The 24,032-nt window shown below is 60.6% G+C and carries 28 protein-coding genes and 1 pseudogene; 21 read left to right on the forward strand and 8 right to left on the reverse strand.

The window, feature by feature from the left end; all coding sequences use genetic code 11:
* Positions 1–116 precede the first annotated feature (116 nt).
* The 10 genes from ACMUVN_RS10095 (at position 117) to ACMUVN_RS10140 (ending at position 10,834) form a co-directional block, all read left to right on the forward strand.
* Positions 117–1,109: an LLM class flavin-dependent oxidoreductase gene (locus ACMUVN_RS10095; protein WP_063475841.1), complete on the forward strand. Its 993-nt coding sequence runs from the start codon at positions 117–119 to the stop codon at positions 1,107–1,109.
* Between the two features lie 24 nt (positions 1,110–1,133).
* Positions 1,134–2,483, forward strand: coding sequence for an LLM class flavin-dependent oxidoreductase (locus ACMUVN_RS10100; RefSeq protein WP_063475842.1), 1,350 nt, complete (start codon positions 1,134–1,136; stop codon positions 2,481–2,483).
* Positions 2,484–2,500: 17 nt separating this feature from the next.
* Positions 2,501–3,700 (forward strand): M20 aminoacylase family protein, encoded by a 1,200-nt coding sequence (locus ACMUVN_RS10105; RefSeq protein ID WP_127429909.1) that lies wholly within the window; start codon positions 2,501–2,503, stop codon positions 3,698–3,700.
* Positions 3,697–4,254 carry a GNAT family N-acetyltransferase gene (locus ACMUVN_RS10110; protein WP_414815078.1) on the forward strand — a complete coding sequence of 186 codons (558 nt, stop codon included), beginning with the start codon at positions 3,697–3,699 and terminating at the stop codon, positions 4,252–4,254. The genes ACMUVN_RS10105 and ACMUVN_RS10110 overlap by 4 nt, the downstream gene beginning before the upstream one ends.
* A gap of 37 nt (positions 4,255–4,291) precedes the next feature.
* Entirely contained in the window at positions 4,292–6,064 is a 1,773-nt protein-coding gene (locus tag ACMUVN_RS10115) for an amino acid ABC transporter permease/ATP-binding protein (protein WP_414815079.1), read from the forward strand.
* A 92-nt stretch (positions 6,065–6,156) separates the two neighbouring features.
* Positions 6,157–7,101, forward strand: coding sequence for an ABC transporter substrate-binding protein (locus ACMUVN_RS10120; protein ID WP_028756189.1), 945 nt, complete (start codon positions 6,157–6,159; stop codon positions 7,099–7,101).
* An 80-nt stretch (positions 7,102–7,181) separates the two neighbouring features.
* Positions 7,182–8,120, forward strand: a complete 939-nt coding sequence (locus tag ACMUVN_RS10125) for an ABC transporter substrate-binding protein (protein WP_028758371.1) — start codon at positions 7,182–7,184, stop codon at positions 8,118–8,120.
* Between the two features lie 4 nt (positions 8,121–8,124).
* Positions 8,125–9,162, forward strand: coding sequence for an LLM class flavin-dependent oxidoreductase (locus ACMUVN_RS10130; protein WP_414815080.1), 1,038 nt, complete (start codon positions 8,125–8,127; stop codon positions 9,160–9,162).
* 51 nt (positions 9,163–9,213) lie between these two features.
* The gene (locus ACMUVN_RS10135; RefSeq protein ID WP_047612301.1) at positions 9,214–9,810 is read left to right on the forward strand and encodes a 2-hydroxychromene-2-carboxylate isomerase; all 597 of its coding nucleotides are present in this window, start codon (positions 9,214–9,216) and stop codon (positions 9,808–9,810) included.
* A gap of 100 nt (positions 9,811–9,910) precedes the next feature.
* Positions 9,911–10,834 (forward strand): fatty acid desaturase, encoded by a 924-nt coding sequence (locus ACMUVN_RS10140; RefSeq protein ID WP_063475845.1) that lies wholly within the window; start codon positions 9,911–9,913, stop codon positions 10,832–10,834.
* A 142-nt stretch (positions 10,835–10,976) separates the two neighbouring features.
* On the opposite strand, the gene ACMUVN_RS10145 is transcribed toward ACMUVN_RS10140, so the two are convergent.
* Entirely contained in the window at positions 10,977–11,573 is a 597-nt protein-coding gene (locus ACMUVN_RS10145) for a TetR/AcrR family transcriptional regulator (protein WP_414815169.1), read from the reverse strand.
* A gap of 103 nt (positions 11,574–11,676) precedes the next feature.
* Here ACMUVN_RS10145 and ACMUVN_RS10150 point away from each other — a divergent pair, with 103 nt between their 5' ends.
* Both ACMUVN_RS10150 and ACMUVN_RS10155 read left to right on the forward strand, forming a co-directional pair.
* Positions 11,677–12,720, forward strand: a complete 1,044-nt coding sequence (locus tag ACMUVN_RS10150) for a saccharopine dehydrogenase family protein (protein ID WP_414815081.1) — start codon at positions 11,677–11,679, stop codon at positions 12,718–12,720.
* Positions 12,721–13,002: 282 nt separating this feature from the next.
* Complete coding sequence (locus tag ACMUVN_RS10155) at positions 13,003–13,341, forward strand: hypothetical protein (protein ID WP_164735884.1); 339 nt, start codon at positions 13,003–13,005, stop codon at positions 13,339–13,341.
* An 83-nt stretch (positions 13,342–13,424) separates the two neighbouring features.
* Here the strand turns inward: ACMUVN_RS10155 and ACMUVN_RS10160 are convergent, their stop codons facing one another.
* Together ACMUVN_RS10160 and ACMUVN_RS10165 are read right to left on the reverse strand one after the other, a co-directional pair.
* Positions 13,425–14,045, reverse strand: a complete 621-nt coding sequence (locus tag ACMUVN_RS10160; RefSeq protein WP_028756770.1) for a helix-turn-helix domain-containing protein — start codon at positions 14,043–14,045, stop codon at positions 13,425–13,427.
* On the reverse strand, positions 14,035–14,220 hold the full coding sequence (locus tag ACMUVN_RS10165; RefSeq protein ID WP_063475849.1) for a hypothetical protein: 186 nt from the start codon (positions 14,218–14,220) through the stop codon (positions 14,035–14,037). Before ACMUVN_RS10165 ends, ACMUVN_RS10160 begins: the two co-directional genes overlap by 11 nt.
* A 399-nt stretch (positions 14,221–14,619) precedes the next feature.
* Here ACMUVN_RS10165 and msuE point away from each other — a divergent pair, with 399 nt between their 5' ends.
* From msuE to ACMUVN_RS10195, 6 genes are all read left to right on the forward strand, one after another.
* Positions 14,620–15,180 (forward strand): FMN reductase, encoded by a 561-nt coding sequence (gene msuE / locus ACMUVN_RS10170; protein ID WP_028756772.1) that lies wholly within the window; start codon positions 14,620–14,622, stop codon positions 15,178–15,180.
* An 11-nt stretch (positions 15,181–15,191) separates the two neighbouring features.
* The gene (locus ACMUVN_RS10175) at positions 15,192–15,389 is read left to right on the forward strand and encodes a hypothetical protein (protein ID WP_028756773.1); all 198 of its coding nucleotides are present in this window, start codon (positions 15,192–15,194) and stop codon (positions 15,387–15,389) included.
* Between the two features lie 96 nt (positions 15,390–15,485).
* Positions 15,486–15,662: a hypothetical protein gene (locus tag ACMUVN_RS10180; RefSeq protein ID WP_164735886.1), complete on the forward strand. Its 177-nt coding sequence runs from the start codon at positions 15,486–15,488 to the stop codon at positions 15,660–15,662.
* Between the two features lie 13 nt (positions 15,663–15,675).
* Positions 15,676–15,828, forward strand: a complete 153-nt coding sequence (locus ACMUVN_RS10185) for a hypothetical protein (RefSeq protein WP_164735887.1) — start codon at positions 15,676–15,678, stop codon at positions 15,826–15,828.
* A 67-nt stretch (positions 15,829–15,895) separates the two neighbouring features.
* The gene (locus ACMUVN_RS10190) at positions 15,896–16,477 is read left to right on the forward strand and encodes an RBBP9/YdeN family alpha/beta hydrolase (protein ID WP_063475850.1); all 582 of its coding nucleotides are present in this window, start codon (positions 15,896–15,898) and stop codon (positions 16,475–16,477) included.
* A 10-nt stretch (positions 16,478–16,487) separates the two neighbouring features.
* Positions 16,488–16,790 (forward strand): hypothetical protein, encoded by a 303-nt coding sequence (locus ACMUVN_RS10195; protein ID WP_063475851.1) that lies wholly within the window; start codon positions 16,488–16,490, stop codon positions 16,788–16,790.
* 163 nt (positions 16,791–16,953) lie between these two features.
* Here ACMUVN_RS10195 and ACMUVN_RS10200 read toward each other — a convergent pair whose 3' ends face one another.
* From ACMUVN_RS10200 to tauA, 3 genes are read right to left on the reverse strand one after another with little or no spacing between them, the layout of a single operon-like run.
* Positions 16,954–17,808, reverse strand: coding sequence for an ABC transporter permease subunit (locus ACMUVN_RS10200; protein ID WP_047612316.1), 855 nt, complete (start codon positions 17,806–17,808; stop codon positions 16,954–16,956).
* Complete coding sequence (locus ACMUVN_RS10205) at positions 17,805–18,593, reverse strand: taurine ABC transporter ATP-binding protein (RefSeq protein WP_028756777.1); 789 nt, start codon at positions 18,591–18,593, stop codon at positions 17,805–17,807. The genes ACMUVN_RS10200 and ACMUVN_RS10205 overlap by 4 nt, the downstream gene beginning before the upstream one ends.
* 56 nt (positions 18,594–18,649) lie before the next feature.
* Positions 18,650–19,663 (reverse strand): taurine ABC transporter substrate-binding protein, encoded by a 1,014-nt coding sequence (tauA, locus tag ACMUVN_RS10210; RefSeq protein WP_028759147.1) that lies wholly within the window; start codon positions 19,661–19,663, stop codon positions 18,650–18,652.
* Between the two features lie 184 nt (positions 19,664–19,847).
* Between tauA and ACMUVN_RS10215 the strand changes: the two are divergent.
* Positions 19,848–21,240, forward strand: a pseudogene (locus ACMUVN_RS10215) (FAD/NAD(P)-binding protein).
* A gap of 140 nt (positions 21,241–21,380) precedes the next feature.
* A complete protein-coding gene (locus tag ACMUVN_RS10220; RefSeq protein ID WP_063475853.1) occupies positions 21,381–22,073 on the forward strand; it encodes a GntR family transcriptional regulator in 693 nt (230 codons plus the stop codon).
* A gap of 47 nt (positions 22,074–22,120) precedes the next feature.
* Here ACMUVN_RS10220 and ACMUVN_RS10225 read toward each other — a convergent pair whose 3' ends face one another.
* Both ACMUVN_RS10225 and ACMUVN_RS10230 read right to left on the reverse strand, forming a co-directional pair.
* On the reverse strand, positions 22,121–22,438 hold the full coding sequence (locus ACMUVN_RS10225) for a hypothetical protein (RefSeq protein WP_063475854.1): 318 nt from the start codon (positions 22,436–22,438) through the stop codon (positions 22,121–22,123).
* Positions 22,439–22,719: 281 nt separating this feature from the next.
* On the reverse strand, positions 22,720–22,902 hold the full coding sequence (locus ACMUVN_RS10230) for a hypothetical protein (RefSeq protein ID WP_125853765.1): 183 nt from the start codon (positions 22,900–22,902) through the stop codon (positions 22,720–22,722).
* Positions 22,903–23,416: 514 nt separating this feature from the next.
* Between ACMUVN_RS10230 and ACMUVN_RS10235 the strand changes: the two genes are divergently transcribed.
* Positions 23,417–24,019, forward strand: coding sequence for an amino acid synthesis family protein (locus tag ACMUVN_RS10235; protein ID WP_063475855.1), 603 nt, complete (start codon positions 23,417–23,419; stop codon positions 24,017–24,019).
* Positions 24,020–24,032: the final 13 nt, after the last annotated feature.

Below are 24,032 nucleotides of genomic sequence, written 5' to 3' on the forward strand. Positions count from 1 at the left end.
TGCGGCCATCTTTTTTTCACTCAGCGTGTTCGAAAGAGAATGTCATTTCTTATAATGATGTTTGTCTACTGATTTTATAGACTAAGCTTTGCAACCAGGGATCGGATCGTGGCGTCATGACCTACCTCCTCAGTCTTCTCGACAAAAGCCCGATCGAACAGGGTTTAACCGCCGCAGATGCGCTGCGGGCGACGGTCAAGATTGCTGCCCGGGCCGAGGAACTTGGTTATCACCGTTTCTGGGTCGCCGAGCATCATAACATGTCCAATCTGGCGAGCTCTGCGCCAGAGGCGCTGATAGCTTACCTTCTCGCAAAGACGTCGAAAATCCGCATCGGCTCCGGTGGCGTCATGCTGCAGCATTACAGCGCATATAAGGTTGCGGAGACCTTCAATCTTCTGGCTTCGCTTGCGCCCGGCCGCGTCGATCTCGGTGTCGGCAAGGCGCCGGGCGGCTTTCCGCTGTCGACGCGCGCTCTCCAGCTAGCCGTCGATCCATCCAGGAAGCCGGATTTTGCCAGCCAGCTTGCCGATCTCAACACCTATCTCGCCGCCGACCCGAGTTACGATGGTGCGCAGGCGACCCCTTTCCCGCCGATGGCTCCCGAACGTTTCATGCTCGGCGCCAGCGTCGAAAGCGCCGAGCTGGCCGCCGAGAAGGGTTGGGAACTTGTCTTTGCCGGTCACCTCAACGGCGATCCGGACAATCTGCGCAGGACCTTCGAGGCCTATGAGCGGGCATCCGGCGGCAAGCGTCCGATCCTGGCGCTCGCAGCCTTTGCCGCCGAAAGCGAGGACTACGCCCGCGAGCGCGTCGGCAAGCTGCGCATCGTCAAGGTGTTCCTGCCGAACGGCCAGACCGTGAATGTCGGCAGCGAGGAGCAGGCGGCCGAATTCGCCCGCCAGGCCGGCGTCACCGATTACCGCACTGAGGAAAAGGTGCCGAGCGTGCTGCATGGCACGGCGAAGCAGATCCGCAAGAAGCTGGACGAGCTTCACCGCAGCTACGGGGTCAAGGAGTTCGTGCTCGACACGCCGGCGCTTTCGGTCGCCGAGCGTCTTGCCTCCATCGAACTGCTCGCCGCGGAGCGGCTTTCCCTCGTCGCCTGACCGTTTCCAAGGAGGATTGATCCCATGGCCCAGAAACACGTCACGTTCGGCATCATGCTGCAAGGTCCCGGCGGCCACATGAATGCCTGGAAACATCCAAGCGGACCGGCCGATGCCAGCGTCAATTTCGACTTCTTCGTCAAGACGGCGCGTAAGGCGGAGGCGGCCGGCATCGCCTTCGCCTTCGTTGCCGACGGGCTTTATATCAACGAGCAGTCGATCCCGCATTTCCTCAATCGGTTCGAGCCGATCGCCATCCTCTCGGCGCTTGCCGCCTCGACCTCGAAAATCGGCCTCGTTGGCACGGTCTCGACCTCCTACAGCGATCCCTTCACCATCGCCCGCCAATTCGCCTCGATCGATCTCATCAGCGGCGGCCGGGCAGGGTGGAATGCGGTGACCTCGCCGCTCGAGGGTTCGGGGCGCAATTACAGCCGCGAACATCCCGAACACGAACTGCGCTACGAGATCGCCGAGGACTATATCGATGCGATCAAGGGTCTATGGGATTCCTGGGACGATGACGCTTTTGTGCGCAATCGCGAGACCGGCGTCTATGCCGACAAGACGAAGATGCATCGCCTCAATCACAAGGGCAGGTTCTTCCGTATCGAGGGACCGCTCAATATCGGCCGTTCCAAGCAGGGCCAGCCGGTCGTGTTCCAGGCGGGCGCCTCGGATTCCGGCATCAGGCTCGCCGGCAAGCATGCCGATGCCGTCTTCACCAATGGCGGGCCGTTCGAGGAGGCGCAGCCCTTTTATCGCCAGTTGAAGGACAGCGTCATCGCTCATGGGCGTCCGGCGGCGGAAGTCGGCATCTATCCGGGTATCGGGCCGATCGTCGGGGCGACGCAGGAAGAGGCGGAAGCCAAGTACCAGGCGATCCGCAACCTCGTCACGATAGAGGAGGCGCTGCTCTATCTCGGCCGCTTCTTCGATCATCATGATTTCAGTGTTTATCCGTTGGACGAGCCGTTCCCCGAACTCGGCGATATCGGCAGGAACAATTTCCGCGCCACCACCGACCGCATCAAACGGACGGCGCGGGAGAAGGGCTTGACGCTCCGCCAGGTCGCGCTCGATTCGGCAACGCCGCGCACCGCCTTCATCGGCACCGCCGAGCATATCGCCGACGAAATCATTCGCTGGGTGGATCAGGGCGCGGCCGACGGCTTCATTCTCGGCTTTCCCGTCATCGCCGAGGGTTTCGACGATTTCTCCAGATACGTTCTGCCGATCCTCACGGAGCGCGGTTATTTCGATCCGGTCCTGAAGGGTGAGACGCTGCGCGACCATCTCGGCCTGCCCTTCCGCGAAAGCCGCTATGCGGCGGATGCGGAGCAGCTCGAACGCGGAAAGGCCGTCGGCGCCTGAAGCGCCGGCGAACCGTCATGGATATCATCGCTCAAAACCCGCGCAGCAACGATCCGGTCGAGAAGGGCATCGCTGCCTACCTCGACGAGATCATCGCACTTCGCCACGATCTGCACCAATATCCGGAGCTTGCCTTCCAGGAGCTCAGAACCAGCAAGCTTGTGGCATCTCACCTTTCCGCCTGGGGCTACGAGGTGGCGACGGGCATTGCCGGCACCGGCGTCGTCGCCACCCTCCGGCGCGGCGACGGCAAGAAGCGGATCGGCATTCGCGCCGACATGGATGCGCTGCCGATCGAGGAGGCGACCGGGCTTGCCTATGCCAGCAGCAATCCCGGCGTCATGCACGCCTGCGGCCATGACGGACATACCGCGATCCTGCTCGCCGCCGCCCGTTATCTCTCAGAGAACGGCAATTTCAACGGCACGCTGCGGCTGATCTTCCAGCCCGCCGAGGAGATTGGCGCCGGCGCCCGTAAGATGATTTCGGAAGGTCTGTTCGATCGTTTTCCTGTCGATGCGGTGTTCGGGCTGCACAATTGGCCGGGTGTGCCGACGGGCCAATTCGGCTTCGTCGCCGGCCCGGCCATGGCTTCGGTTGACAAGGCGATCATCAAGATCATCGGCAAGGGCGGCCATGGCGCCGAACCGCACCGCACCGTCGATCCGGTGCTCGCTTCGGCCGCCTTCATCACCGCGCTGCAGAGCGTCGTCTCGCGCAATGTCGATCCGCAGGAGATGGCGGTCGTCACCGTCGGCTCGATCCATGCCGGCTCCGCCTCGAACGTCATCCCGGAAAGCGTCGAGATGCAGCTGACCATGCGGGCCTACAGCGAAATCGTCCGTCAACTGTTGCGAGAGCGCATTCCGGCCCTTGCCCACGCCCAGGCCGAAAGCTTCGGCGCCGAGGCGGATGTGAATTATCGCCTCGGCTTTCCGGCGCTGGTCAATCATGCCGGGGAAAGCGAATTCGCCAGCCGGGTCGCATATGACGCTCTTGGTCCAGCGGCGATCGAGAAGGATTTCCGACCGAGAACCGCGAGCGAGGATTTCGCCTTCATGCTGCAGGCGAACCCCGGCAGCTACCTCTTCGTCGGGAATGGCGACAGCGCCCCTCTCCACAGCGCCCATTACAATTTCAACGACGCGATCATCGCGCCCGCCGCCCGCTATTGGGTGCGGCTGGCCGAAACCTTCCTCACTGATGACAACGGGTGATGAACGATATGAGCGATACGTTTCTCTATACCAGTCCTCTCGACCCGCGCGCCAAGCCGCTGATCGATGAATTGATCTATGAATATGACAGCCGCTACGGCACCTATTTCAATGCCGAAGGTGCGGCCGCTGAGCTCAACCGTTATCCCCCCGAAGCCTTCGCATCGCCGGATGGCAATTTTCTCCTGTTGATCCGCGATGGCGAAACCATCGGCGGCGGCGCCTTCAAGCGTTATGACGAACGCACGGCCGAGTTCAAACGTATCTGGACGCGCTCCGATCTGCGCCGGCAGGGCCTTGCCCGCAAGGTGCTGGTGGAGCTGGAGGCCCAGGCCGCCCGCCAGGGCTATGCCCACATCTACCTCACGACAGGCTTTCGCCAACCCGAGGCCGTCGGCCTCTATCTGAACTATGGCTACACCGCGCTCTTCGACACGTCAGCCGATCCCGAGATCTACAAGAGTCTGCCTTTCGAAAAGGACATCACCCATCTCGCCGAGCCTGCTCTCGACGATGCCAAGCCGCGCTTGCGCGTGGCCGGCGCAAATTACTGAAAGCGGCAAAGACTGACAATCATAAAAGGGAAGCACAATGGCACTGACGACGGATTTCGCCGGCATCGACCCCGGCAGCAGGACGGCAGAATCGAAGGACTATTCCCGGTATCGCATCGTGCCGGCGCGCCATCCCGAACGGTTGGCAGGCACGATCTTCGCCGCTTTTGTCATCGTCGCGGTGCTCTATTCCACCTTCACCAATCCGCGCTGGGGTTGGAACGTCTTTGCCGAATGGTTCTTTGCCGAGCCGGTGCTCGTCGGCCTCGGCAGGACGCTGCTCCTGACCGCGCTTGCCGCCATATCCGGTTCCATCCTCGGAACGGCGCTGGCGCTTGCCCGCGTTTCCAAGTCGCCGCTGCTTTCCGGTCTCTCCTGGGGCTATATCTGGCTCCTGCGCTCGATCCCGGTCATCGTGCTGCTGCTGATCCTGAACAATCTCGGCTATCTCTATGAGACGATCAAGATCGGCATCCCCTTCACCGATACCGTCTTCCTCGACTATCCCACCGTGCAATTGCTGACACCCTTTGCCGCCGCCTTTCTCGGCCTCACGCTCAACCAGTCGGCCTTCTTTGCGGAAATCGTGCGCGGCGGTATCCTTTCAGTCGATCATGGTCAGCTGGAAGCCGCCGCCGCACTCGGGCTGCCGCGCCGCCGCCAGGCTTTCCGCATCGTGCTGCCGCAGGCCATGCGCTCGATCCTGCCGACCGGCTTTAACGAGCTGATCGGACTGGCAAAGAGCACATCCATGGTTTATGTGCTGGCGCTGCCGGAGCTCTTCTATACCGTTCAGGTGATCTACCGCCGCAATCTCGAAGTCATTCCGCTGCTGATGGTCGCGACCGTATGGTACTTGATCATCATGACGGTGCTGTCGGTCGCCCAGCACTATATCGAGCGCTATTTCTCAAAGGGCGCCGTACGCAATCCGACACCGCTGCCCTTCCAGGCATTCTTCGAACGCTTCCGCCGTCCGCTGCCAGTTCTCGAGACGGCGAGCGAGCGAGTCCGCAAGCTCGGTTTCGATGATGCGGCGGCCCTGCGGACGGGTGGTGCGGTGCGTATCCATGGTATTTCCAAAAGCTTCGGCTCGCTGAAGGTGCTCGATGATGTCGAGCTCAGCCTTCCCGCCGGCAGCGTGACCGCGATCCTCGGCCCGTCCGGCTCCGGCAAGTCGACGCTTCTGCGTGCCATCAACCATCTGGAGCGTGTCGATGAAGGCTTCATCTCGGTCGACGGCGATTTCGTCGGCTACAGCAGGAAGGGCGATACGCTCTACGAGCTCAAGGAAAAGGATATTCTCACCCGCCGCGCCGATATCGGCATGGTCTTCCAGAGCTTCAATCTGTTCCCGCATCTGACCGTGCTTGAAAACCTCATCGAGGCGCCGGTCCAGGTGCGCGGCGTCAGCCGCGAGGAGGCGGTGCAATTGGCGCAGGAGCTGTTGGCCCGCATCGGGCTCAGCGACAAGATCAACGCCTATCCGCGCCAGCTTTCCGGCGGCCAGCAGCAGCGCGTGGCGATCGCCCGCGCGCTGGCGCTCCGCCCCAAGGTGCTGCTCTTCGACGAGCCGACCTCGGCGCTCGATCCGGAACTCGTCGGCGAAGTGCTCGATGTCATCAAGGAGCTTGCCCGCACCGGTACGACGCTCGTCATCGTCACCCATGAAATCGGGTTTGCCCGCGAAGTCGCCGACACCGTCGTCTTCATGGACGGCGGCCGCATTCTCGAGGCCGGCCCGCCGGCCCGCATCTTCACGCAAGCGGAACATCCCCGAACACGGGAATTCCTCGCCAAGGTTCTCTAGCGCCCGATAGCGCTGGTGAAATGCCGGGCCGCGACGGGCTGCTCTGGCTGAATGACAATAACTACAACCTAAAGATGAAATGGAGAAGGGGCATGACATTTACAGATAGGGCAAGGCTGCTGATAACGGGAGCCGTCACCATTGCCGCGATCGGTTTCGGTTCCGCTCAGGCGCAGCAGAAATTCGATCTCAGCCCCGAGCAGCCGAACCGGCTGCGGGTGGAAAAGAACGAGAAGCGCATTGCCGAAGTCAAGGACTTCAAGTTCGTCGAAAACGGCGTCTTCACCGTCGGCATCAGCTCGAGCGGCAATCTGCCGCTGCACGATTATGCCTCCGATTCCAAGACCGTTATCGGTTACGACGTCGATCTGGCGCAGGCGATTGCCGACAGCCTGGGTCTGAAGCTCGAGCTCGTTTCGGTCGCCTGGGCCGATTGGCCGCTGGGACTGACCTCGGGGAAGTTCGACGCGGTGATCTCCAACGTGACCGTCACGGAAGAGCGCAAGGAGAAATTCGACTTCTCGACCTACCGCAAGGATGAGCTCGGCTTCTACGTCAAGGCCGACAGCCCGATTGCGGCGATCAAGGAGCCGAAGGATATTGCCGGCCTGAAGGTCATCACCGATGCCGGCACCAACCAGGAGAAGATCCTGCTGGAATGGGACCGCCGGAATGTCGCCGCCGGCCTGAAGCCGATCGAGGTGCAATATTATGACGACGATGCGGTCAAGGATCTCGCCGTCCAGTCCGGCAGAGCCGATGCCGTCTTCAGCGTAAACGCGACGCAGGCCTATTCGGCCGGGATAAACGGCAAGACCAAGCTCGTCGGCACCGTCAGCGGCGGTTGGCCGATCACGGCAGAAATTGCCGTCACCACACGCAAGGGCAGTGGCCTGGCAGCGCCCTTGACCGATGTCGTCAACGATCTGATCGCCAGTGGCGCCTATCGCAAGATCCTCGATACGTGGAACCTCGGTCCCGAGGCAATCGACAAGGCTCAGACCAACCCGCCCGGCTTGCCGAAGAGCGGTTCGTAATCTTGGTCTGGCGGACCGGCGTTACAGGGTAGCGCGCCGGTCCGTTCCCACTTCTCGACGCAAACGGAGACATATTGAACGTGACGATCCATCCGACATCTCGCACTTTGCTCTTCGCAGCCCTGGTGTCAGCATTGACTGGTTTCGGTTCCGCCCACGCGGCCGAGGATTTTGACCTGAGCCCGGAACAGCCGGGCCGGCTTCATGCCGCCAGGAACGATGCGGCCATCGCTGCCATTCCTAGGGAATTCAAGTTCGTCACACCCGGCAAGTTCACCATCGCCGTCAGCCCCGGCGGCCCGCCACTTGCCACCTATGCCACGGACGCCAAGTCAGTGGTCGGGGCAGATCCCGACTATGCCTATGCCATTGCCGACAGCCTCGGCCTGACGCTGGAGATCGTGCCCGTCGCCTGGATCGACTGGCCACTCGGCCTGACCTCAGGCAAATATGACGCCGTCATCTCCAATGTCGGCGTCACCGAGCAGCGCAAGGAGAAATTCGATTTCTCCACCTACCGCCAGGGGCTGCATGGTTTCTTCGTGAAATCCGACAGTGCCGTCACCTCGATCAAGGAGCCGAAGGACGCCGCCGGCCTCAGGATCATCGTCGGCGCCGGCACCAACCAGGAGCGTATCCTGGTGAAGTGGAGCCAGGAAGATGTCGCCGCCGGCCTGAAGCCGATCGAGCTGCAATATTACGACGACGAGGCAGCAAGTCTTCTCGCGCTGCGGTCCGGCCGGGCCGATGTCATCGTCCAGCCGCATGCGCAGCTCGTCTTCATTGCCGCGCGCGACAAGAATATCAGGCGTGTCGGCACGCTGAGCGCCGGCTGGCCTGATCGCTCGGATGTTGCGATCACCACCCGCAAGGGGAGCGGGCTGGCCGATGCGCTGACTGTCGCCACCAACGGCCTGATCAAGGATGGCACATACGCAAAAATCCTCGGCCACTGGCACCTGTCCGAGGAGGCCCTGCCGGCGTCGGAGACCAACCCGCCCGGCCTGCCGAAATATTGATGGGATGGCACGAGTGGGCAATATATCCATCAGCCATATCGGCTTCCTCACCCCCGGCAACTATCCCGACGACGACCCGCTGTCGGGATTGGAGCAGACGCTGCAGCAGCTGCAATATGGCGAGGATCTGGGTTTCGACAGCGCCTGGGTCCGCCAGCGACACCTGGAGCCTGGAATCTCTTCCGCGAGCGCCTTCCTGGCGGCGGCGACACAGCGCACCAGCCGGATCGAGCTCGGAACCGCCGTTATTCCGATCGGTTATGAAAGCCCCTATCGGCTGGCTGAAGATCTCGCCACCGTCGATATTCTGTCGCGCGGGCGGCTGAATATCGGCGTCAGCGCCGGCCGGCCGCTGCACGCAGACCTGATCGCCCCGCTCGTCTTCAACGGCGACTGGACGGGTTACGATTTCTCGCATGATCGCGTGCTGCGTTTTGCCGACAATCTGCGCGGCACCTATCTCGGCGACGAGCAGACCTTGATCAAGACGCCGTTCGGCCCGCAGCGGCCGCGACTGCAGCCTTATGCCAAGGGCCTGATCGACCGGATCTGGTATGGCGGCGGGTCGCAGCGCTCGGCCGAATGGGCCGGCCGCAACGGCTTCAACCTGTTGACCGGCAATGTGATCACGGGGGAGGGGACGGATGATTTCTTCACCGCGCAATCGCGGTTGATCGAAACCTTTCGCGCCGCCGGCAAGCGGCGCCGCGTCGCGCTGGGCCGCGTCATCGTGCCTTTCGACAGCGCCGATGCGATAACGCGGCGCCGATATCGAGACTATGCCGATGGCCGCCATGAGCGGACCCTTTCGCCGCAGGGCGAGCGGCGCACGCTTTTCGCCCGTGATATCGTCGGCACGTCGGACGAGATTTTGGCGCAGCTTTTTGCCGATCCGATCCTGCCCGAGGTCAGCGAGCTGAGGCTGGAACTCCCTTACGAGTTCGAGCACGCGGAATATCGCCAAATTCTCCACGACTTCGTGACGACAATTGCACCGGAGCTCGGATGGAAAGCGCAATCCGGCATCCGTGCCGCTTCCTGAAGGCGTCGCCCATACGACGCCGGACCATCACCTCTTAGGGAATATGCATCAGTGACCAAATCGGTAGAATATTTCTTTTCGATCGGCTCGCCCTGGGCCTATATCGGCTTCGACGCCTTTGCCGAACTTGCGGCGAAGAACGATGTCGTCATCACACCCTATCTGACGACAGTGGTCGAGGAAAACGGCGGTATCTTTTCTCGCAATCGCCCGGAGATCCGGCGTGCTTATTGGACGCGGGATCTCAAGCGCTGGGCGCGCGTGCGCGGCAAGGACCTGCGGCTTGAGCATCGCCCGGATTTGAGCGATCCGACGCCTGCATCCCTCTTCGTGATTGCCGCCTATCTCGACGGACAGGATTGGATCGGCGTTTCGCGCGCTCTGCAACATGCCTTCTGGAGCGAGGCGGAGGATATCGGCAAGCCCGATGTGCGCGAGGCGATCGTGACCTCGGCAGGTTTCGATGGCGCAGCACTTCTTCGGCGACAAGCCGACGAGGATGTCCAGAACAAATGGTCGGCGGACCGCGTGCATGCCCGCGACAGCGGCGTCTTCGGCTTTCCTACCTATGTCTATGATGGCGAGATCTATTGGGGGCAGGATAATTTGTCCTTCCTCGAACGTCATCTTCACGGCGACAAGCCTTAGAGACGGATTTTTTCACGCAGGTCTATAAAATAGATAGAATTTATTCCATTCTGCCGATGCCCTGCGATAAATTGGTGTGGTTGATGGGGAAATCACACGCATGCTCGACAGGACTTTGCGGGCCGCCGGGACCATTGTTCCCACGCGTTCGACGGAGTGGCCGACGGTCATTCTTGCACTCGTCATTCATGGCGGGTTTCTGGCGCTCACCTGGTGGTGGCAATCATTGCCGCCGCTCGTGGTCATGATCGCAGGAGGTTGGCTGATTGCCTGGCACGGATCGCTTCAGCACGAAGTCATTCACGGCCACCCGACGGGAAACCAGGCGATAAACGATGCGATCGGGTCTATACCGCTGTCGCTGTGGCTGCCTTATCCGATCTATCGGGAAAGCCATCTGGAGCATCATCGCGACGAATATCTGACCGATCCGATCGAGGATCCGGAATCTTCCTATTTCACCAAGGCCGCCTGGGAGCAGCTCGGTGCGACCGGGCGGTTGCTGGCGCGGTGGAATACCACCCTGTTCGGCCGATTGACCATCGGTCCTGTGGTGATGCTGTTGAGTTTCCTTGGGCAGGAATGGCGGCTGATACGGGTGGACGAACCGGGACGGCGGCGGATATGGGCAGCGCACGGCATCGGCGTCGTCGGCGTCCTATTCTGGTCGACCGTCGTCTGCGGTATGCCGCTGTGGCTCTATCTTGCTTTCGTCTATACGGGTGCTGCGATGACGCGGCTGAGATCCTATGCCGAGCACAGATATGCCGAAAGCCATGAGGAGCGCACCGCCATCGTCGAAAACAGCCATCTCTTCGGCTTGCTGTTTCTCTACAACAATCTGCACGTTCTCCATCACCGCCGGCCGGGCATCTCATGGTATCGCCTTCCGGCGGTCTATCGCAAAAACCGCGAAACGCTTGTCCGGTCGAATGGCGGGCTTGTCTATGATGGCTATTGGGATATTGCGCGCCGGTTTTTCCTGAAGCCGCACGACGATCCCACGCATCCTCATCATGCCTAAAATTTCTACCTGAGCCGGACCGGGCGCTATATTGTTTGAAAAGCCGGGATTTGGGGGCTGCTCAGTCGCCCTGCCTTGCGGCTTCCTTTTGCCCCCATTTCACAGCTCAGCAATTTGTACTTTCAGCGGATGTCCAGTGTGATCAGCTACGGCTGGCGGCGATCAGGGCGTGCGCTGCATCGCGCAGCAAACCGGTGGCCTCGCCGGGTTCAAAGAGCTGCATGCTGACAAAGGCGCCGTTGATCAGAACCGCGAGTTGACCGGCGAGCCGATCGGGCGCGGCAACCGCAAGCCCCTCGGCGATGGTCTTCAGACGCCGCCGCATCTCGCGCATGTGGGCTTCGGCGACCTTGCGGGCAGGGTGATCCGCTTCGGGAAATTCGGCTGCGGTGTTGATCTGCGGACAGCCTCGGTAGTTTCCCCGCCCGACCCGTTCGCCGATCCACTCAAAATGTGCATCGAGCTCGGCCTCGGCATCGTTCGGATGCTGTTCCGTCACGCGATCCCAGGTGCTCCAGAAGTCCAGGTCTTCGCGCTTGAGGAAGGCCGCGATGAGGTCGTCCTTCGTGCCGAAATGGCGGTAGAGGCTGGTTTTGGCGACGCCGGATTTTTCGACCACAAGATCGACACCGACAGCACGCACGCCGCGCCGGTAAAAGAGTGCCGACGCCGTCTCGAGAATCCTATCCCGCACCTCGTTGCCGCCAGAGGCACGGGAGTTCGTTGCGCTTTTCGACATTTGTGTACCTCCAATGTCGCCAGCATAACAGCAAACGGATTGACGCGCTACAGACCTGTATGTTTTATTGGATACAGACAGGTCTGTAGCGAAGGAGAAAACAATGACCATCTACGAAGCCGACATCACGAAGACGTCCCAATCTATCGCGGTCTTGGGAGCGAACGGCCATACCGGTCGTTTTGTCGTCGCCGAACTGTTGCGGCGCGGTCTCAAGCCCATCGCGATTGGACGGAATGCCGAGCGGCTGGCGGCTGCGGGCTTTGCGGAGCGCGGCATCGAATGCCGCGAAGCAGCGGTCGAGGATGACGGGGAACTGGACAGGGCGCTAGCCGGCGCGGCGGCGGTCATCAACTGCGCCGGCCCGTTCATGGACACCGCCGACGCAGTGGTGGGTGCCGCGTTGCGAGCGGGGATTCATTATCTCGACGTGACGGCCGAGCAACCGAGTGTGCAGGCCACGTTCGAGAGGCATGAGGTTGCGGCCCGGGAAGCGGGCATAGCCGTCATCCCGGCCATGGGTTTCTATGGCGGCTTGGCCGACCTGCTCGTGGCAGCTGTCATGGACGAGTGGGAGCACGCCGACGACATCGAAATTCGAGTTGCGCTTGACAGCTGGCTGCCGACGAGAGGCACACGCGTTACCGGAGAAAGAAACACTGCACGGCGCCTGGCCGTCAGCGGTGGGCAGCTGGAGCCGATGCCTCAACCGCCTGCTGAAAGGGTGTCGATTTTACCGGCCCCGTTCGGCCGGCAGACTTTCGTCGAGCTTCCCTTTTCGGAAGTGCCGCTGATCGCCCGGCACGTCCGGACGAAGGAACTGCACACCTTCTTGAGCACAACCGCTCTGCGGGATGTTCGCGACTCGTCGACGCCTCCGCCGCAGGCAGTCGACGAATCCGGGCGTTCGGCGCAGCGCTTTGCCGTAGAAGTGATCGTCACGCAGGGCGACGTGCGCCGTCAGATTGTCGCACAGGGACAAGACATCTACGCCGTCACGGCGCCGATCATCTGTGAAGCGGTCCAGCGTATCCTCTCGGGACGCATCCGCGATATCGGCGCAAAGGCGCCGGCAGCCATTTTCGATGCCGCTAACTTCCTGCAGGCGCTCGGCCCGGATCTGTCGGTCGAGATATCGGAAACTTAGTTCGGAAACGCCAGACTTTCAGAAAGTCCCTCACAATGGCGTGGGGGACTTAATTCTCCTGGCGTATTCAAAGAGACTGTTCAGAACGATCGTCCCGCTCGGGCGATCATAGCGGATGGAATTCCGTTATCTTGGCAAGATTGCGCATTCCCATCGAAACCACTCCATTCTATTGGAGGAAAAGATAGGGGAAGATTTTTTTACATTGTTTGCTGCAATTAGTTCTTTTATCTCCCATTTCATCGAAACGCGAAACGCCACGATATTGATCGGAGAGAGACAATGAACCCCGCCATGAACATGATGCCGATGATGAACAACATGATGCCCGCCATGATGAACCCGATGATGGGTGGAATGATGCCGATGATGTCAGGCATGCCCATGATGAACGGCGCCATGATGCCGATGATGGCCTCCATGCCGATGATGATGATGATGGGCGCCATGAAGTGCACCATGACTGCCGAGGGCATGGTCTGTGAAATGAAGCCGATGGAAGGCATGGACAAGGACATGTTCATGGAATGCTGCAAGCGCATGATGTCTATGATGTCCGGCGGCATGCCTGTCATGATGAACTGCGGCGGCATGATGATGTGCTGCACGATGGCCGCCTGAGCCATCTCCGGCGCATCTGAAAAGATGCGCGGCGCTCTCACGGCAATGACGAGGAGCCTCCGGAGACGGGGGCTCTTTTTGCGTTAGACGCGAACGTCTTCGAGATAGGTCGTCACCAGGTAGAGGATCGCTTCCGTTCCTGTCATATTGCGGTAGATATGGGGCACGTCGGCATCGAAGATGATGGCGTCGCCTTCGCCCAGGATATGCGGCGCCTGCCTGCCGGCGATGATTTCGACGGTGCCTTGGGCAACGACCAGATTTTCCACCGTTCCATGCTGATGGGCATCGGCACTTTCGCTATGGTGCGGAGCGATCCTCAGCTCGTAGAATTCTACTTTTCGCTCGCCTTCGAAGGGGAAAAGAGCCCGTGTCCGGAAGCGCCCTTCGGACGAGGCGAGGATTTTCGATCTTGCCCGCGGCACCGTAATGATCGAGGTCTCGCCGCGTTCGGCAATCAGTGCTGCGCAGGGAATGCCGAGAGCAAGCGCGATCTTCGAGAGAATGCTGAGCGTCGGGCTGCTTTTGCCCGTTTCGATCTGGCCGAGCATGGCGCGGCTGACGCCAGCGATCTTTGCCAGCCTGTCCAGGGAGTAACCGCGGCGGGTGCGAATGCGCCGCAAATTCTGTCCTGTCTGAACGGTGATCTGCTCGGCGGCGTCTATGGTTTCGACGTCGGAGAGAAGCGCTTGATCAGACGCCATATCCGGCAATGCCCATTGCCATCACCGGGACGAAACCCCAATAGGGCACCCACATCAGAACGGGCTGCATCGCGAAGGATGCCGGCGCGAGCGCCTTGGACGCATCAGCCGCATCTTTGCAGCGCGATTGCCGGTAAGCCTGGAAATCGATGACATCAGCCGTCTGCAATGGCATGAAAAACTCCCGCTAAAATCTATAAGGAATGTATATTTTCTGCGACGGAAAGGGCAGAGCGTGTCATCCAATCGTTCCGCTGAACCGGAAATCTTATACCAATAATATCCAACCTTGCGGCAAAGCCATTTAGCCCGAGCGGTTCACCGGCGCTTTTTGATGGTGACGGCATTGAGCCGCCCCCGCGGTGTTTCCAAGTTCCAAGACGTCTTTCCCATTGGAGCGATATCCCGTTTCTGCCTGCGGTCGCGAGAACCGGTGACGATCGCCCTGTAGCCTGTGCGTGCCGGGGCGAGAGCGAACGTTTTTTTCAACCAGCCGAATAAGGAGAGATGCACGTTCCTTTAATCTATCAATTTTGTAGACAATAGTTGAGGCAATCCAAAGAGAGGAAAAACCATGTCAGGTTTCAAACTCGTCGGCATTGCTGGCAGCTTCAACCGTCCTTCGAAGACATTGGCACTCGTGCGCCACGTCGCCGACCGCGCGAGCATTCGTTACGGATTTGCGAGCAAGACCTATGATCTCAATGATGTCGGTCCATCGCTGGGCAGGGCCTTGTGGCGCAAGGACCTCGACGAGCAGGCCAGACATGTCGTCGACGAGATCGTGCAGGCCGATGCCCTGATCATCGGCTCGCCGACCTACAAGGGCTCTTATCCCGGCCATTTCAAGCACCTCATCGATCTGCTCGATCCGCACGAGCTTCGTGGCAAGCCGATCATCATCACCGCGACAGGCGGCGGTGACCGGCATGCCTTGATGGTCGAGCATCAGCTTCGGCCGCTGTTCGGTTTCTTCATGGCCCATACCTTGCCGACTGCCGTTTATGCGGCCGATCGCGATTTTACCGACTATGCGGTCTCATCCGATCCGCTTTTGGCCCGCATCAACGAAGTGATCGGCGAATTGGCTGCCTTCTTCCCGGACGCAAACCCTGCACTGGCGGCGGCCGAGTAAGGGGCGCCGCCATGGTTCGATCTCAGGAGGCGAAAATGGATGATGCGGAAAGGCCGGGGCCAAGCGATCAATTGTGGAGCGTCTTCGAATTCGCCCGACGATATCGCCTCGCCAAACGCGAGGAGAACCGCCTGCTGATGCTCTACGGACCGACAGCATCGCTCCGCGATCTTCTCGCCAATGCGAGCCGTCATTCGCTGATGTCCTAGGGCAATTCCAGCAAAAGTGCACAGCGGTTTGCGTCCGGAATTGCGTGAAAACAAATGTTCTCGCTGAAAAGTACCAGTCCCTGACAGGAGGTTCGCATGAAGCTTGATTTTCACCTCTGGCTGAAACTGACGATTGGCCGATTGCTCGAGCCGAAGGCGCCGGCTGCGCACGCGCCTGCCAATGGATTGTTCACGCGCGACGAAGAGCGCGATTGGTCCGCACGCGAATACGAGCTCCATTATTGGGGCGCCATGCCAGGCCTTTGGTATTGAGGAGAGCGGTGTGATGGCGATTGTCGTTGAGACCGAGCTGCGTCGGCACAATGCGAGAAGGGCGGAAAGCAGCGTCATGTCGCAGCTCAGGCATGCGGCCGGGATCTGCACGATCGTCAGCTCTTTCACATTCCTGTTCGCTCTGGTGATCGGGTTGATCCGATGAATGGTGCCAGATGTTTGCCCCGATGGGAAAAAATACCGGCGCGCCGCCCGGGAGAGGATGGCGCCAGATGATCGATGTACTTATTCTTCCCGGGCTTTTCGGCTCGGGAGAAGGGCATTGGCAGCAGCATTGGCTGGAGGATCAGCCGGACAGCCGTTGCGTCGCTCAGGACGATTGGGATCATCCGAATCTGGACAGCTGGCTGTTGCGACTGGAAGGCGCGCTTGAGGAGGCCGGTGAGGCCTATCTCGTTGCCCATAGTCTCGGATGCCTGCTTGCCGCCCGGCTGGCCGGGCGAAGTGCGGCGCGCCGCGTCAAAGGAGCCTTGCTCGTCGCTCCATGCGATCTGCCGGCCACGGAAATTCTGCATCCGGGGCATATCTCGTTTGGCGCCATGCCGACGGCGCCTCTGCCTTTTCCGAGCATCGTCGTCGGCAGCATGAACGATGCCTACATGACGGTCGATCGGTTGACCCTGTTTGGTCGCCTCTGGAATGCCGAGACCAGGAATATCGGCCTTGCCGGCCATGTCAATGTTTCCAGCGGCTTCGGCCGCTGGCGCAACGGCTACCGCCTGTTGCAGACCTTGAAGGCGCAGACGCGCGGTCGAAGGCATGTCGTTGCCATGCCGCCGGCTTTTGCGATGTGAGTGGAATCGGATGTCCGACATTGCCGCCGACCTCCTGCGCCTGAGCGAAGATCCGAATGCCGACCCGAGGACCAGGCGCCGGCAAACCATGGAGCGGTTGGTTCAGACGCTGCTTGCCATGGCCGATGCCGAAATCGGACCGGAAGATCCGCAGCATCGCCATTCCATTATCCATTTGACGACGATCATTCGCAATATGACCGGAAGGATCGCAGAGGCCGATGATGCGACATTTTCGGCAATCGTCAGGGAGGCCGTGATGCTGGTCCGCAGCCTGCAGCAGCGCCAGGCCGATGCGGTTACTGTGCACTGATGACCGATCGCGACATCCGCGAGCGGTGCCGCGAATTTTCGATACTCGGTGAATCTAGGATGGCCCTCACGGGCGAGCTCGGAGGTTGACGTCAACCCCCGAGCTGCACCGAATATCGCGTACGCAAGCCGATGTTTGGATGGCGCGCCATCCCGCCATTCGGTCAGAGCTTGCCTTTCCAGGGCACGAGGAACGCCTCCAGAAAGCGGATGGCGGCCGAGAAGGTGAAGGCGCAGATCGCGATGATGCCGATGCCGACGAAGACGACGTCGGTCGCCAGGAACTGTGAAGCCGACATGATCATGAAACCGATTCCGCGCGTGGAGGCGATCAATTCGGCCGCCACCAGTGTGCCCCAGCCGACACCGAGCGCAATGCGGATGCCGGTGAGAATTTCGGGCAGGGCGGAGGGCAGGACGATGTCCAGGAAGAGCTGCAGCCGGCTCGCGCCCAGCGAACGCGCGGCATTGACCCGCTCGATCGGCAGCGAACGAACGCCGGCCTGGGCCGAGAGGCAGATCGGCGCAAACATCGCCAGCACCAGCAGCGTGATCTTCGACGTCTCGCCGATGCCGAGCCAGATGATCATCAGCGGCAGGTAGGAGAGCGGCGGAAGCGGCCAGTAGAACTCGATCGGTGCGTCGAGCACGCCTTTTGCCCAGCGGTTCAGTCCCATGAGCAAGCCGAGCGGAATGCCGGCGGAAATGGCGATGAGGGCTGCGACCACGATGCGGAACAGGCTTGCAAAAATATGCTCGGACAGTGACGCGCCGGCGTAACCGTCGCGATAGACGGCGCCGATCTGTGTCAGCACCTCGTCCGGACGTGGCAGGAACAGGTGTGGAACGACGCCGAGCGCGGATACGACCCACCACAGCAGCAGTATGGCAAGCGCCGTGGCAATGCTGATGGCCACCGTCGACTTCTCACCGGCTCCGAAGCTTGCCATTTTCACCAGCTTGACCTGGCGGTCCTCACTACCAGCCGCAATCGGCGATGCCTGGACTATATCGCTCATGCGGCGCTCCTTAAATCTTCGGTGCTGTGCAGAATGGCGCGGATCTCCTCGCGCAGCTCGGCAAATTGCGGCGACGCCTTGATCGACCGGGCGTCGCCGGTTTCGGCGAAGCGGCGAACGAAATCCAGATCGAAACGCGCCACGACGCGTCCCGGTCGAGGCGACATGACCAGGACCTGCGTACCCAGGAACAGGGCCTCTTCGATCGAGTGGGTGATGAAGAAAACCTTCTTTGCCGTTTTATCCCAGATGGAAACCAGCAGTTCCTGCATCTGCTCACGCGTCAGGCTGTCGAGCGCGCCGAACGGCTCATCCATCAGCAGGATGTCGGGATTTGTCGCCAGAGCACGCGCGATGCCGACACGCTGGCGCATACCGCCAGACAGCTCGTATGGAAACGCGCCGGCGAATTCATCGAGGCCGACGAGCCTGAGCAGCTCCCGGGCGCGCGCTTCGCGCTCCTTGCGCTTGACCCCGGCGAATTTCAAACCGAGCGCGACATTGTCGACGACGGATTTCCACGGCAGCAGCGAGTCCTTCTGAAAGACGACGCCGCGATCGGCACCCGGCCGTTCGACCGCGCGGCCGTCGAGCGTGATCCGGCCTTCCGAAAGCGGAAGGAAACCGGCAATCGCATTGAGAAGAGTTGATTTGCCGCATCCCGACGCTCCGAGCGCGACGACGAAACCCCGTTCGGGAATATCGAAAGACACGCGATCAAGCGCGTGAACGGTCCGCCCGTCGCGGGCTGCGAAGAAAACACTGGCGTGATCGACTTTAAGCATATTCCTGCTCGCATGTTAGACGCCGGCGCGGCAAGCCGCGCCGGCGTCGGGGAGGATCAGTTGCTGACGCCGGTCAGCGCGTCGGCGGTGACGAAGGCGCCGTAATTGGCCAGCACGTCGGAAACCTTGCCCTGTTCCTTCAGGAATGATGCCGTGTCCTTGAGGATCTTGCCGGCACCCGCCTTTTCGCCGCCGCCGAGCCAGGCATCCGATGCCTGAACCTCAGGCGTCAGAAGCGTGAGGTTCTTCAGGGCCGATGCTTGCTGGTCGGCTGTGCCGCCGAGAAGCTTGGCGAGCGACTTGGCGTTGTCGCTGTCGGGACCCCAGGCGGCTTTGTCCGAGGCGAAGGATGCGTAGTATTTGTTGATGACCGACGCGAAGCCCTTCAGGAATGCCGGGTTGTCGGCGGCAAATTTCGAGGTCGCGACCCAGGCCGAGAATGTCGGCGCACCCTTGTCCGCCACGTCCTTGGAGGTGACAAGAACCTTCCCGTTCTTCTTCAGTTCGGTGAGCGCCGGATCCCAGACGAAGCCGCCGTCGATATCGCCGCGGTTATAGCTGGCGACGATTTCGGGCTGAGGGATGGCGAAGACCTGAACGTCCTTTTCGGTGAGGCCCAACGATTTGATCAGCGCCAACAGCTGATAGTGGTCGGTGGAAACAGGCGCGGCAGCAAGCTTCTTGCCCTTCAGATCGTTCAGGCTTTCGATGCCGGAACCGTTGCGGACGACGAGAGCCTCGTCGATGCCCGAGATGGAGGCGAGGTAAAAGGCCTTGACCTCGAGCCCGCGTGATACTGCAGCCGCAAACGGGCTGGAGCCGACATAACCGACCTGAACGTCACCGGAGGCAATCGCCGCAAAGATCTCGGCGCCCGAATTAAATCTGCGGAAGTCGATGTCATACCCGGTTTCCTTGGCAAATTCGCCATTGGCGATCGCCACGGAAGACGGCAAGGCGTCGGTTTGATAGCCGACCACCACCTTCTTGTCCGCCGCTTCGGCGATAACAGTCGTTGCAAGCGTGCCGACGCCGATAGCGATCGCGGCAACCAAAGTCTTGAAATTCATTTTGAGCCCCTTTGTTCAGGGCCGCACGGCCCTTGATCTCACCCGCAAAAGGGTAATGGTTCGGAACGGGCTAGCGGGAGAAATAACAAACTATATTTATAGACGATAGAGATAATTGTTTCGTGATTCTGCCGCTTGTGCGATCCGTAAGGCACGGCGAGCGATCTCGAGGCGTGAATGAGAAATGTCTCGCCGGGCGTTGCGGAGCTTCAGGGAGAATGCGTTGATATACGATGTTATCGTGGTCGGTTCCGGTTTTTCAGCGATTGCCGTGACCTGCAATCTCATCGAGCAGCTTCCCGCCTCGGCGAAGGTCGCCGTCGTCGGCGACGATCCCGGTTTCGGCCGCGGGACGGCGTACCGAACGGAGCTCTATCTCCATCGCCTCAATGTTCCCGCCGGCCGCATGAGCCTGCTGCCGCATCAACCCGACGACTTTGTCGACTGGCTGAAACGTCATGGACGCCTGATGCAGGCAGGCGATTTCGCCTCGCGCAGCGATTACGGTCTTTATGTCCGTGACACACTTGCGCGGCTGCTTCGAAAGCGGGACGGTCGTTGCCGGGTCGATTTCATCAAGGCCAAGGCGGCCGGATGCGTGGAACGTTACAGCAGCACGCTGGCCTTCCATCTCGGTAATGGCGACGAGATTGCCGGCAGGAACGTGGTGCTTTGTCTCGGTGTCGGCAATGCCAGCCTTCCGGTCGATCCGGATGGCGTCCCGCCATCGCTGCGGTCGCGGATCATCGAGAACCCGTGGCGGCTTTCGTGGCTGAGGCGCGTCGCATCGTCGGATGCGGTGTGCATCCTCGGATCCGGTCTGACGATGATCGATCAGGTTCTGGCGTTGCGCGCCCACGGCCACAGCGGCAGGATCGATGTGCTTTCGGCGCGGGCTCGCACCGCTCGGACATGCGAGGAAATTGCCGGCGCCATTGCCGATCGACGTCGAGGCGCTTCCGGATACGATCAGCGGGATATTGAAGAGCTTGCGGGGCAAGAGCAGGACGGTTGCCGACTGGCGAGGCGTGATGGACGGCCTGAGGCCCGCAACCCAGGCTCTCTGGCAACGGCTTTCCAGCAAGGAACGGGCGCGATTCCTCAGACATGCGCTTCCCTGGTGGAACATCCATCGCCACCGGGTCGCGCCCGACGTGTTCGACAGGTTTGAGAAGCTGGTCTCGGACGGAATCGTTCGTTTCCACGCGGGTTTCCTGAAATCGCTCGGAGCCCAGGAGGGCAGGCTCCTTGCCAACTACAGGGTGAGAGCAACGCCGAAGATCGCCGGGATCAGAGCGGACTGGCTCGTCAACTGCACGGGAATGGAGCGCGCCGGGATCAGCCACTCACCGCTCCTGAAGGAGATGAGCCGGTTTCAATTGATCGTCCCCGATCCCCTTGGTCTCGGGATCCAGGTGAATGCCGCTTCCGAGGTGACAGCCCCGTCCGAGATCTCGCCGGCCCGACTTTTCGCAGTCGGCGCCCTGACGGCGGGACAATTCTGGGAGATCACCGCCGTTCCGGATATCCGGGTGCAAGCCAAGGCCGTGGCCGAGGAGATCGTTTCAAGAGGCTGACTCTTTCCGGGCGGCACGGCGCTTGTTGAATTGCGGGTCGCCGACAGCTACAGTATCTGGTACGCCATAATACGATTCTTGCATTCGGCTGCCGCTGGGGAATTTGAGCGTGCGAAGTCAGTCCAACACTGAGGTACAGAATGAGCGGTGCTCTGAAGGACGCCATTAGAGTCGAGCGTCCTGCAAAGACCTTGCGGGAATTGGCGCTCGACAAGGTCCGCGAGGCCATCGTCAACGGATATTTCCGTCCCGGAGATCGCCTTGTCGAGCGCGATCTCTGCGCCCAGCTCGGGGTCAGCCGAACAGTGGTGCGCGAGGTTCTGAGACATCTCGAATCGGAAGGGCTTGTCGCCAATCTGCCGAACAAGGGGCCGATCGTCGCGCAGCTCGACATCGAGGAAGCCAAACAGATCTATGAGATCCGGGGCGCGCTTGAAGGCATGGCGGCGCGGCTATGCGCCGAGCGCCGCAGCCCCGAGATCGTCGCCGCGCTGGAAGAATCCCTGAGCGGGATTCGCAGCAGTTACCGCGACAACGATATGGCGGGTGTGCTGACCAACACCTCTTCCTTCTATCAAACGTTGTTCACGATGGTCGACAGGCACGTTGCCTGGGGCGTCGTCAACCTCCTCACCGTGCGCATAAACCACTTGCGTTCGATGACGATCAAGACGGAGGGGCGCGGCATCGAAGGACCGGCACAGATGTCGAAGATCGTCGATGCCATCCGCCGCGGCGACGGCGAGGGGGCTTACCGGGCGGCGATGGATCACGTCGCCGCTGCGAGCGCGATCGCCGAAGCGGTACTGTCCGCCAAGAAGCCGGCCGAATAGGCGAGGCGCAGGCCGCTGCGGTATTGCGGCATATTGCGAGGGTGGCCTCATCCCTGTTCGAGGAATTGCGCGATCTTCTCCCATTCTTGCTCGATATGGCGTCGACGCATCACCCGTTTCAGCCATGACAGAAGACGAAAACGTCGCCGCGACAGCGATTGGCGCATGATGGTTTGGACATCGTTCTCGCTCCAACCGGCCCATTCTCCTGCAACGGAGCAGAGGTTTGATGCAAATGCCGGGGCCACCTCGTCCTCCAGGATGGATCGGAGCTCCGGAAGGGAGTATCCGGATATGTCGAGCGCCTTGGCGATCCGGCGATAGTCCTTTGCCTGCAATTCGCTGTCGAGGAACACCTCCGACATCGCGTGCCAAACCGGCAACCTTCTCTGCACATCGAACAAGGCAATTTGCGTCAAAGTGCAGGCACCCCCTGCGAGCTTGCAAGGCGTGCGAGCAGACCGGCTTTGATGCTCTCCGACGCAAAGCTCGCTTCGATCGATGCGCCACGTTCAAGACGCATGTGGATTTCCACTTTCGGCAACGCGCGGCAGAAGATGGATCGACGACACAGTTTTTCCCTCTCCCGACCCGCGGTCATAATTCTTCTGGGAAACATACGCATTCACTGCGCAAGGACGCGCATTTATCCAAAATTGCCGGTCTTCAGGCGGTAGGCGGCGAAGCCCAAAAAGGCGGCGAGCACAATGCCGAAGATCACGACCTGACGGATCATCCGCATGCGTTTTTCTTGTGGCGACAAGCTCATTTCCCGGGCGAGTAAATCAGTGATCAAAGCTCGATAGGCGCCCGCAGACAAATGAGTCAAGCCGTATCAAGGTCCCTTGCGGAGCATGGACGTTGGGCGAGCAGCCGCACGGACGTGAATCCACATACCGGCCGAATGCAGACGGCATTCGCGATGATGACCTCGTGCAATTCACGACAATTCATACTCCGCGCTTGACACTCAACTTTGCTCAATGTGATGGTATGCCATAATAAATAATATATGAGGCGGTATCATAGGAACTGGGATGGTTGTGGCGTCCGGCTTCGTTGCGCCTGCGGGCCGCCGTTGCGGGGCCTCTGGCGGTTCACCACAGGCTGAAAGAAGGAAAGTGCTTCCGGAGCGTCGAATGCGCACGCGTGCCGACGTCGAGATTCCGGAGCCGGCCAACATTGGCAGCAGCTGATCTGCGGCGATCGCGTTCAGCGGACAAGCCTTTGTTTTTGAATGAGTATCTTGGGAGGATTGTCTAAGTCCGCGTCTTCGCGGGAACGAACTTGACACTCTTATATTATGGTATACCATAATACGAAACTGAGAAATGAGGTGTTTGGTGGCCATTCAAATTCGCAAGACGGGACTGCAGATCGAAACGACGTTGATCGAGGGCGGCAAGGCCGCGGCGGTTCCGCTGAAGCTGTTTACCGCCTTCGCGGTCGTGAAGAATCCCTGGGCGGGCCGTGGCTTCGTCGATGACCTCAAGCCTGAAATCCATGCAGGCGCTCCGGTGCTCGGCGAGCTGCTGACCAAGATGATCATCGATGCTGTCGGCTCCGGTGAAGCCGTCGAAGCATATGGAAAGTCCGCAGTCGTCGGCCTGGACGGCGAGATCGAACACGGATCGGCGCTCATCCATACGCTGCGCTTCGGCAATTTCTATCGCCAGGCCGTCGGCGCCAAGTCCTATCTCGCCTTCTGCAACACGCGCGGTCCTGCCAATGCGCCGATCATGATCCCGCTGATGGACAAGAACGATGAGGGTCGCCGCTCGCACTACCTGACCATCCAGACGTCGATCCCCGACGCGCCTGCCGCCGACGAGATCATCGTGGCCCTCGGTGCTTCGATAGGCGGACGCCCCCATCACCGCATCGGCGACCGCTACCAGGATCTGAAGGACCTGGGGCAGGACGTCGCCAATCCTGCGGGCGTTTGAAGGAGCGCTTTGA

The organism is Rhizobium sp. IY2 (assembly GCF_047532935.1).
Taxonomy (GTDB): domain Bacteria; phylum Pseudomonadota; class Alphaproteobacteria; order Rhizobiales; family Rhizobiaceae; genus Rhizobium; species Rhizobium anhuiense.

Excerpts from the sequence above, each read along its gene's own strand:
- ACMUVN_RS10095 (WP_063475841.1), top strand. The coding sequence starts at position 117 with ATGACCTACCTCCTCAGTCTTCTCGACAAAAGCCCGATCGAACAGGGT.
- ACMUVN_RS10100 (WP_063475842.1), top strand. The coding sequence starts at position 1,134 with ATGGCCCAGAAACACGTCACGTTCGGCATCATGCTGCAAGGTCCCGGC.
- ACMUVN_RS10105 (WP_127429909.1), top strand. The coding sequence starts at position 2,501 with ATGGATATCATCGCTCAAAACCCGCGCAGCAACGATCCGGTCGAGAAG.
- ACMUVN_RS10115 (WP_414815079.1), top strand. The coding sequence starts at position 4,292 with ATGGCACTGACGACGGATTTCGCCGGCATCGACCCCGGCAGCAGGACG.
- ACMUVN_RS10120 (WP_028756189.1), top strand. The coding sequence starts at position 6,157 with ATGACATTTACAGATAGGGCAAGGCTGCTGATAACGGGAGCCGTCACC.
- ACMUVN_RS10130 (WP_414815080.1), top strand. The coding sequence starts at position 8,125 with ATGGCACGAGTGGGCAATATATCCATCAGCCATATCGGCTTCCTCACC.
- ACMUVN_RS10140 (WP_063475845.1), top strand. The coding sequence starts at position 9,911 with ATGCTCGACAGGACTTTGCGGGCCGCCGGGACCATTGTTCCCACGCGT.
- ACMUVN_RS10145 (WP_414815169.1), bottom strand. The coding sequence starts at position 11,573 with ATGTCGAAAAGCGCAACGAACTCCCGTGCCTCTGGCGGCAACGAGGTG.
- ACMUVN_RS10150 (WP_414815081.1), top strand. The coding sequence starts at position 11,677 with ATGACCATCTACGAAGCCGACATCACGAAGACGTCCCAATCTATCGCG.
- ACMUVN_RS10155 (WP_164735884.1), top strand. The coding sequence starts at position 13,003 with ATGAACCCCGCCATGAACATGATGCCGATGATGAACAACATGATGCCC.
- ACMUVN_RS10160 (WP_028756770.1), bottom strand. The coding sequence starts at position 14,045 with ATGGCGTCTGATCAAGCGCTTCTCTCCGACGTCGAAACCATAGACGCC.
- ACMUVN_RS10165 (WP_063475849.1), bottom strand. The coding sequence starts at position 14,220 with ATGCCATTGCAGACGGCTGATGTCATCGATTTCCAGGCTTACCGGCAA.
- msuE (WP_028756772.1), top strand. The coding sequence starts at position 14,620 with ATGTCAGGTTTCAAACTCGTCGGCATTGCTGGCAGCTTCAACCGTCCT.
- ACMUVN_RS10175 (WP_028756773.1), top strand. The coding sequence starts at position 15,192 with ATGGTTCGATCTCAGGAGGCGAAAATGGATGATGCGGAAAGGCCGGGG.
- ACMUVN_RS10180 (WP_164735886.1), top strand. The coding sequence starts at position 15,486 with ATGAAGCTTGATTTTCACCTCTGGCTGAAACTGACGATTGGCCGATTG.
- ACMUVN_RS10185 (WP_164735887.1), top strand. The coding sequence starts at position 15,676 with ATGGCGATTGTCGTTGAGACCGAGCTGCGTCGGCACAATGCGAGAAGG.
- ACMUVN_RS10190 (WP_063475850.1), top strand. The coding sequence starts at position 15,896 with ATGATCGATGTACTTATTCTTCCCGGGCTTTTCGGCTCGGGAGAAGGG.
- ACMUVN_RS10195 (WP_063475851.1), top strand. The coding sequence starts at position 16,488 with ATGTCCGACATTGCCGCCGACCTCCTGCGCCTGAGCGAAGATCCGAAT.
- ACMUVN_RS10200 (WP_047612316.1), bottom strand. The coding sequence starts at position 17,808 with ATGAGCGATATAGTCCAGGCATCGCCGATTGCGGCTGGTAGTGAGGAC.
- ACMUVN_RS10205 (WP_028756777.1), bottom strand. The coding sequence starts at position 18,593 with ATGCTTAAAGTCGATCACGCCAGTGTTTTCTTCGCAGCCCGCGACGGG.
- tauA (WP_028759147.1), bottom strand. The coding sequence starts at position 19,663 with ATGAATTTCAAGACTTTGGTTGCCGCGATCGCTATCGGCGTCGGCACG.
- ACMUVN_RS10220 (WP_063475853.1), top strand. The coding sequence starts at position 21,381 with ATGAGCGGTGCTCTGAAGGACGCCATTAGAGTCGAGCGTCCTGCAAAG.
- ACMUVN_RS10225 (WP_063475854.1), bottom strand. The coding sequence starts at position 22,438 with ATGTCGGAGGTGTTCCTCGACAGCGAATTGCAGGCAAAGGACTATCGC.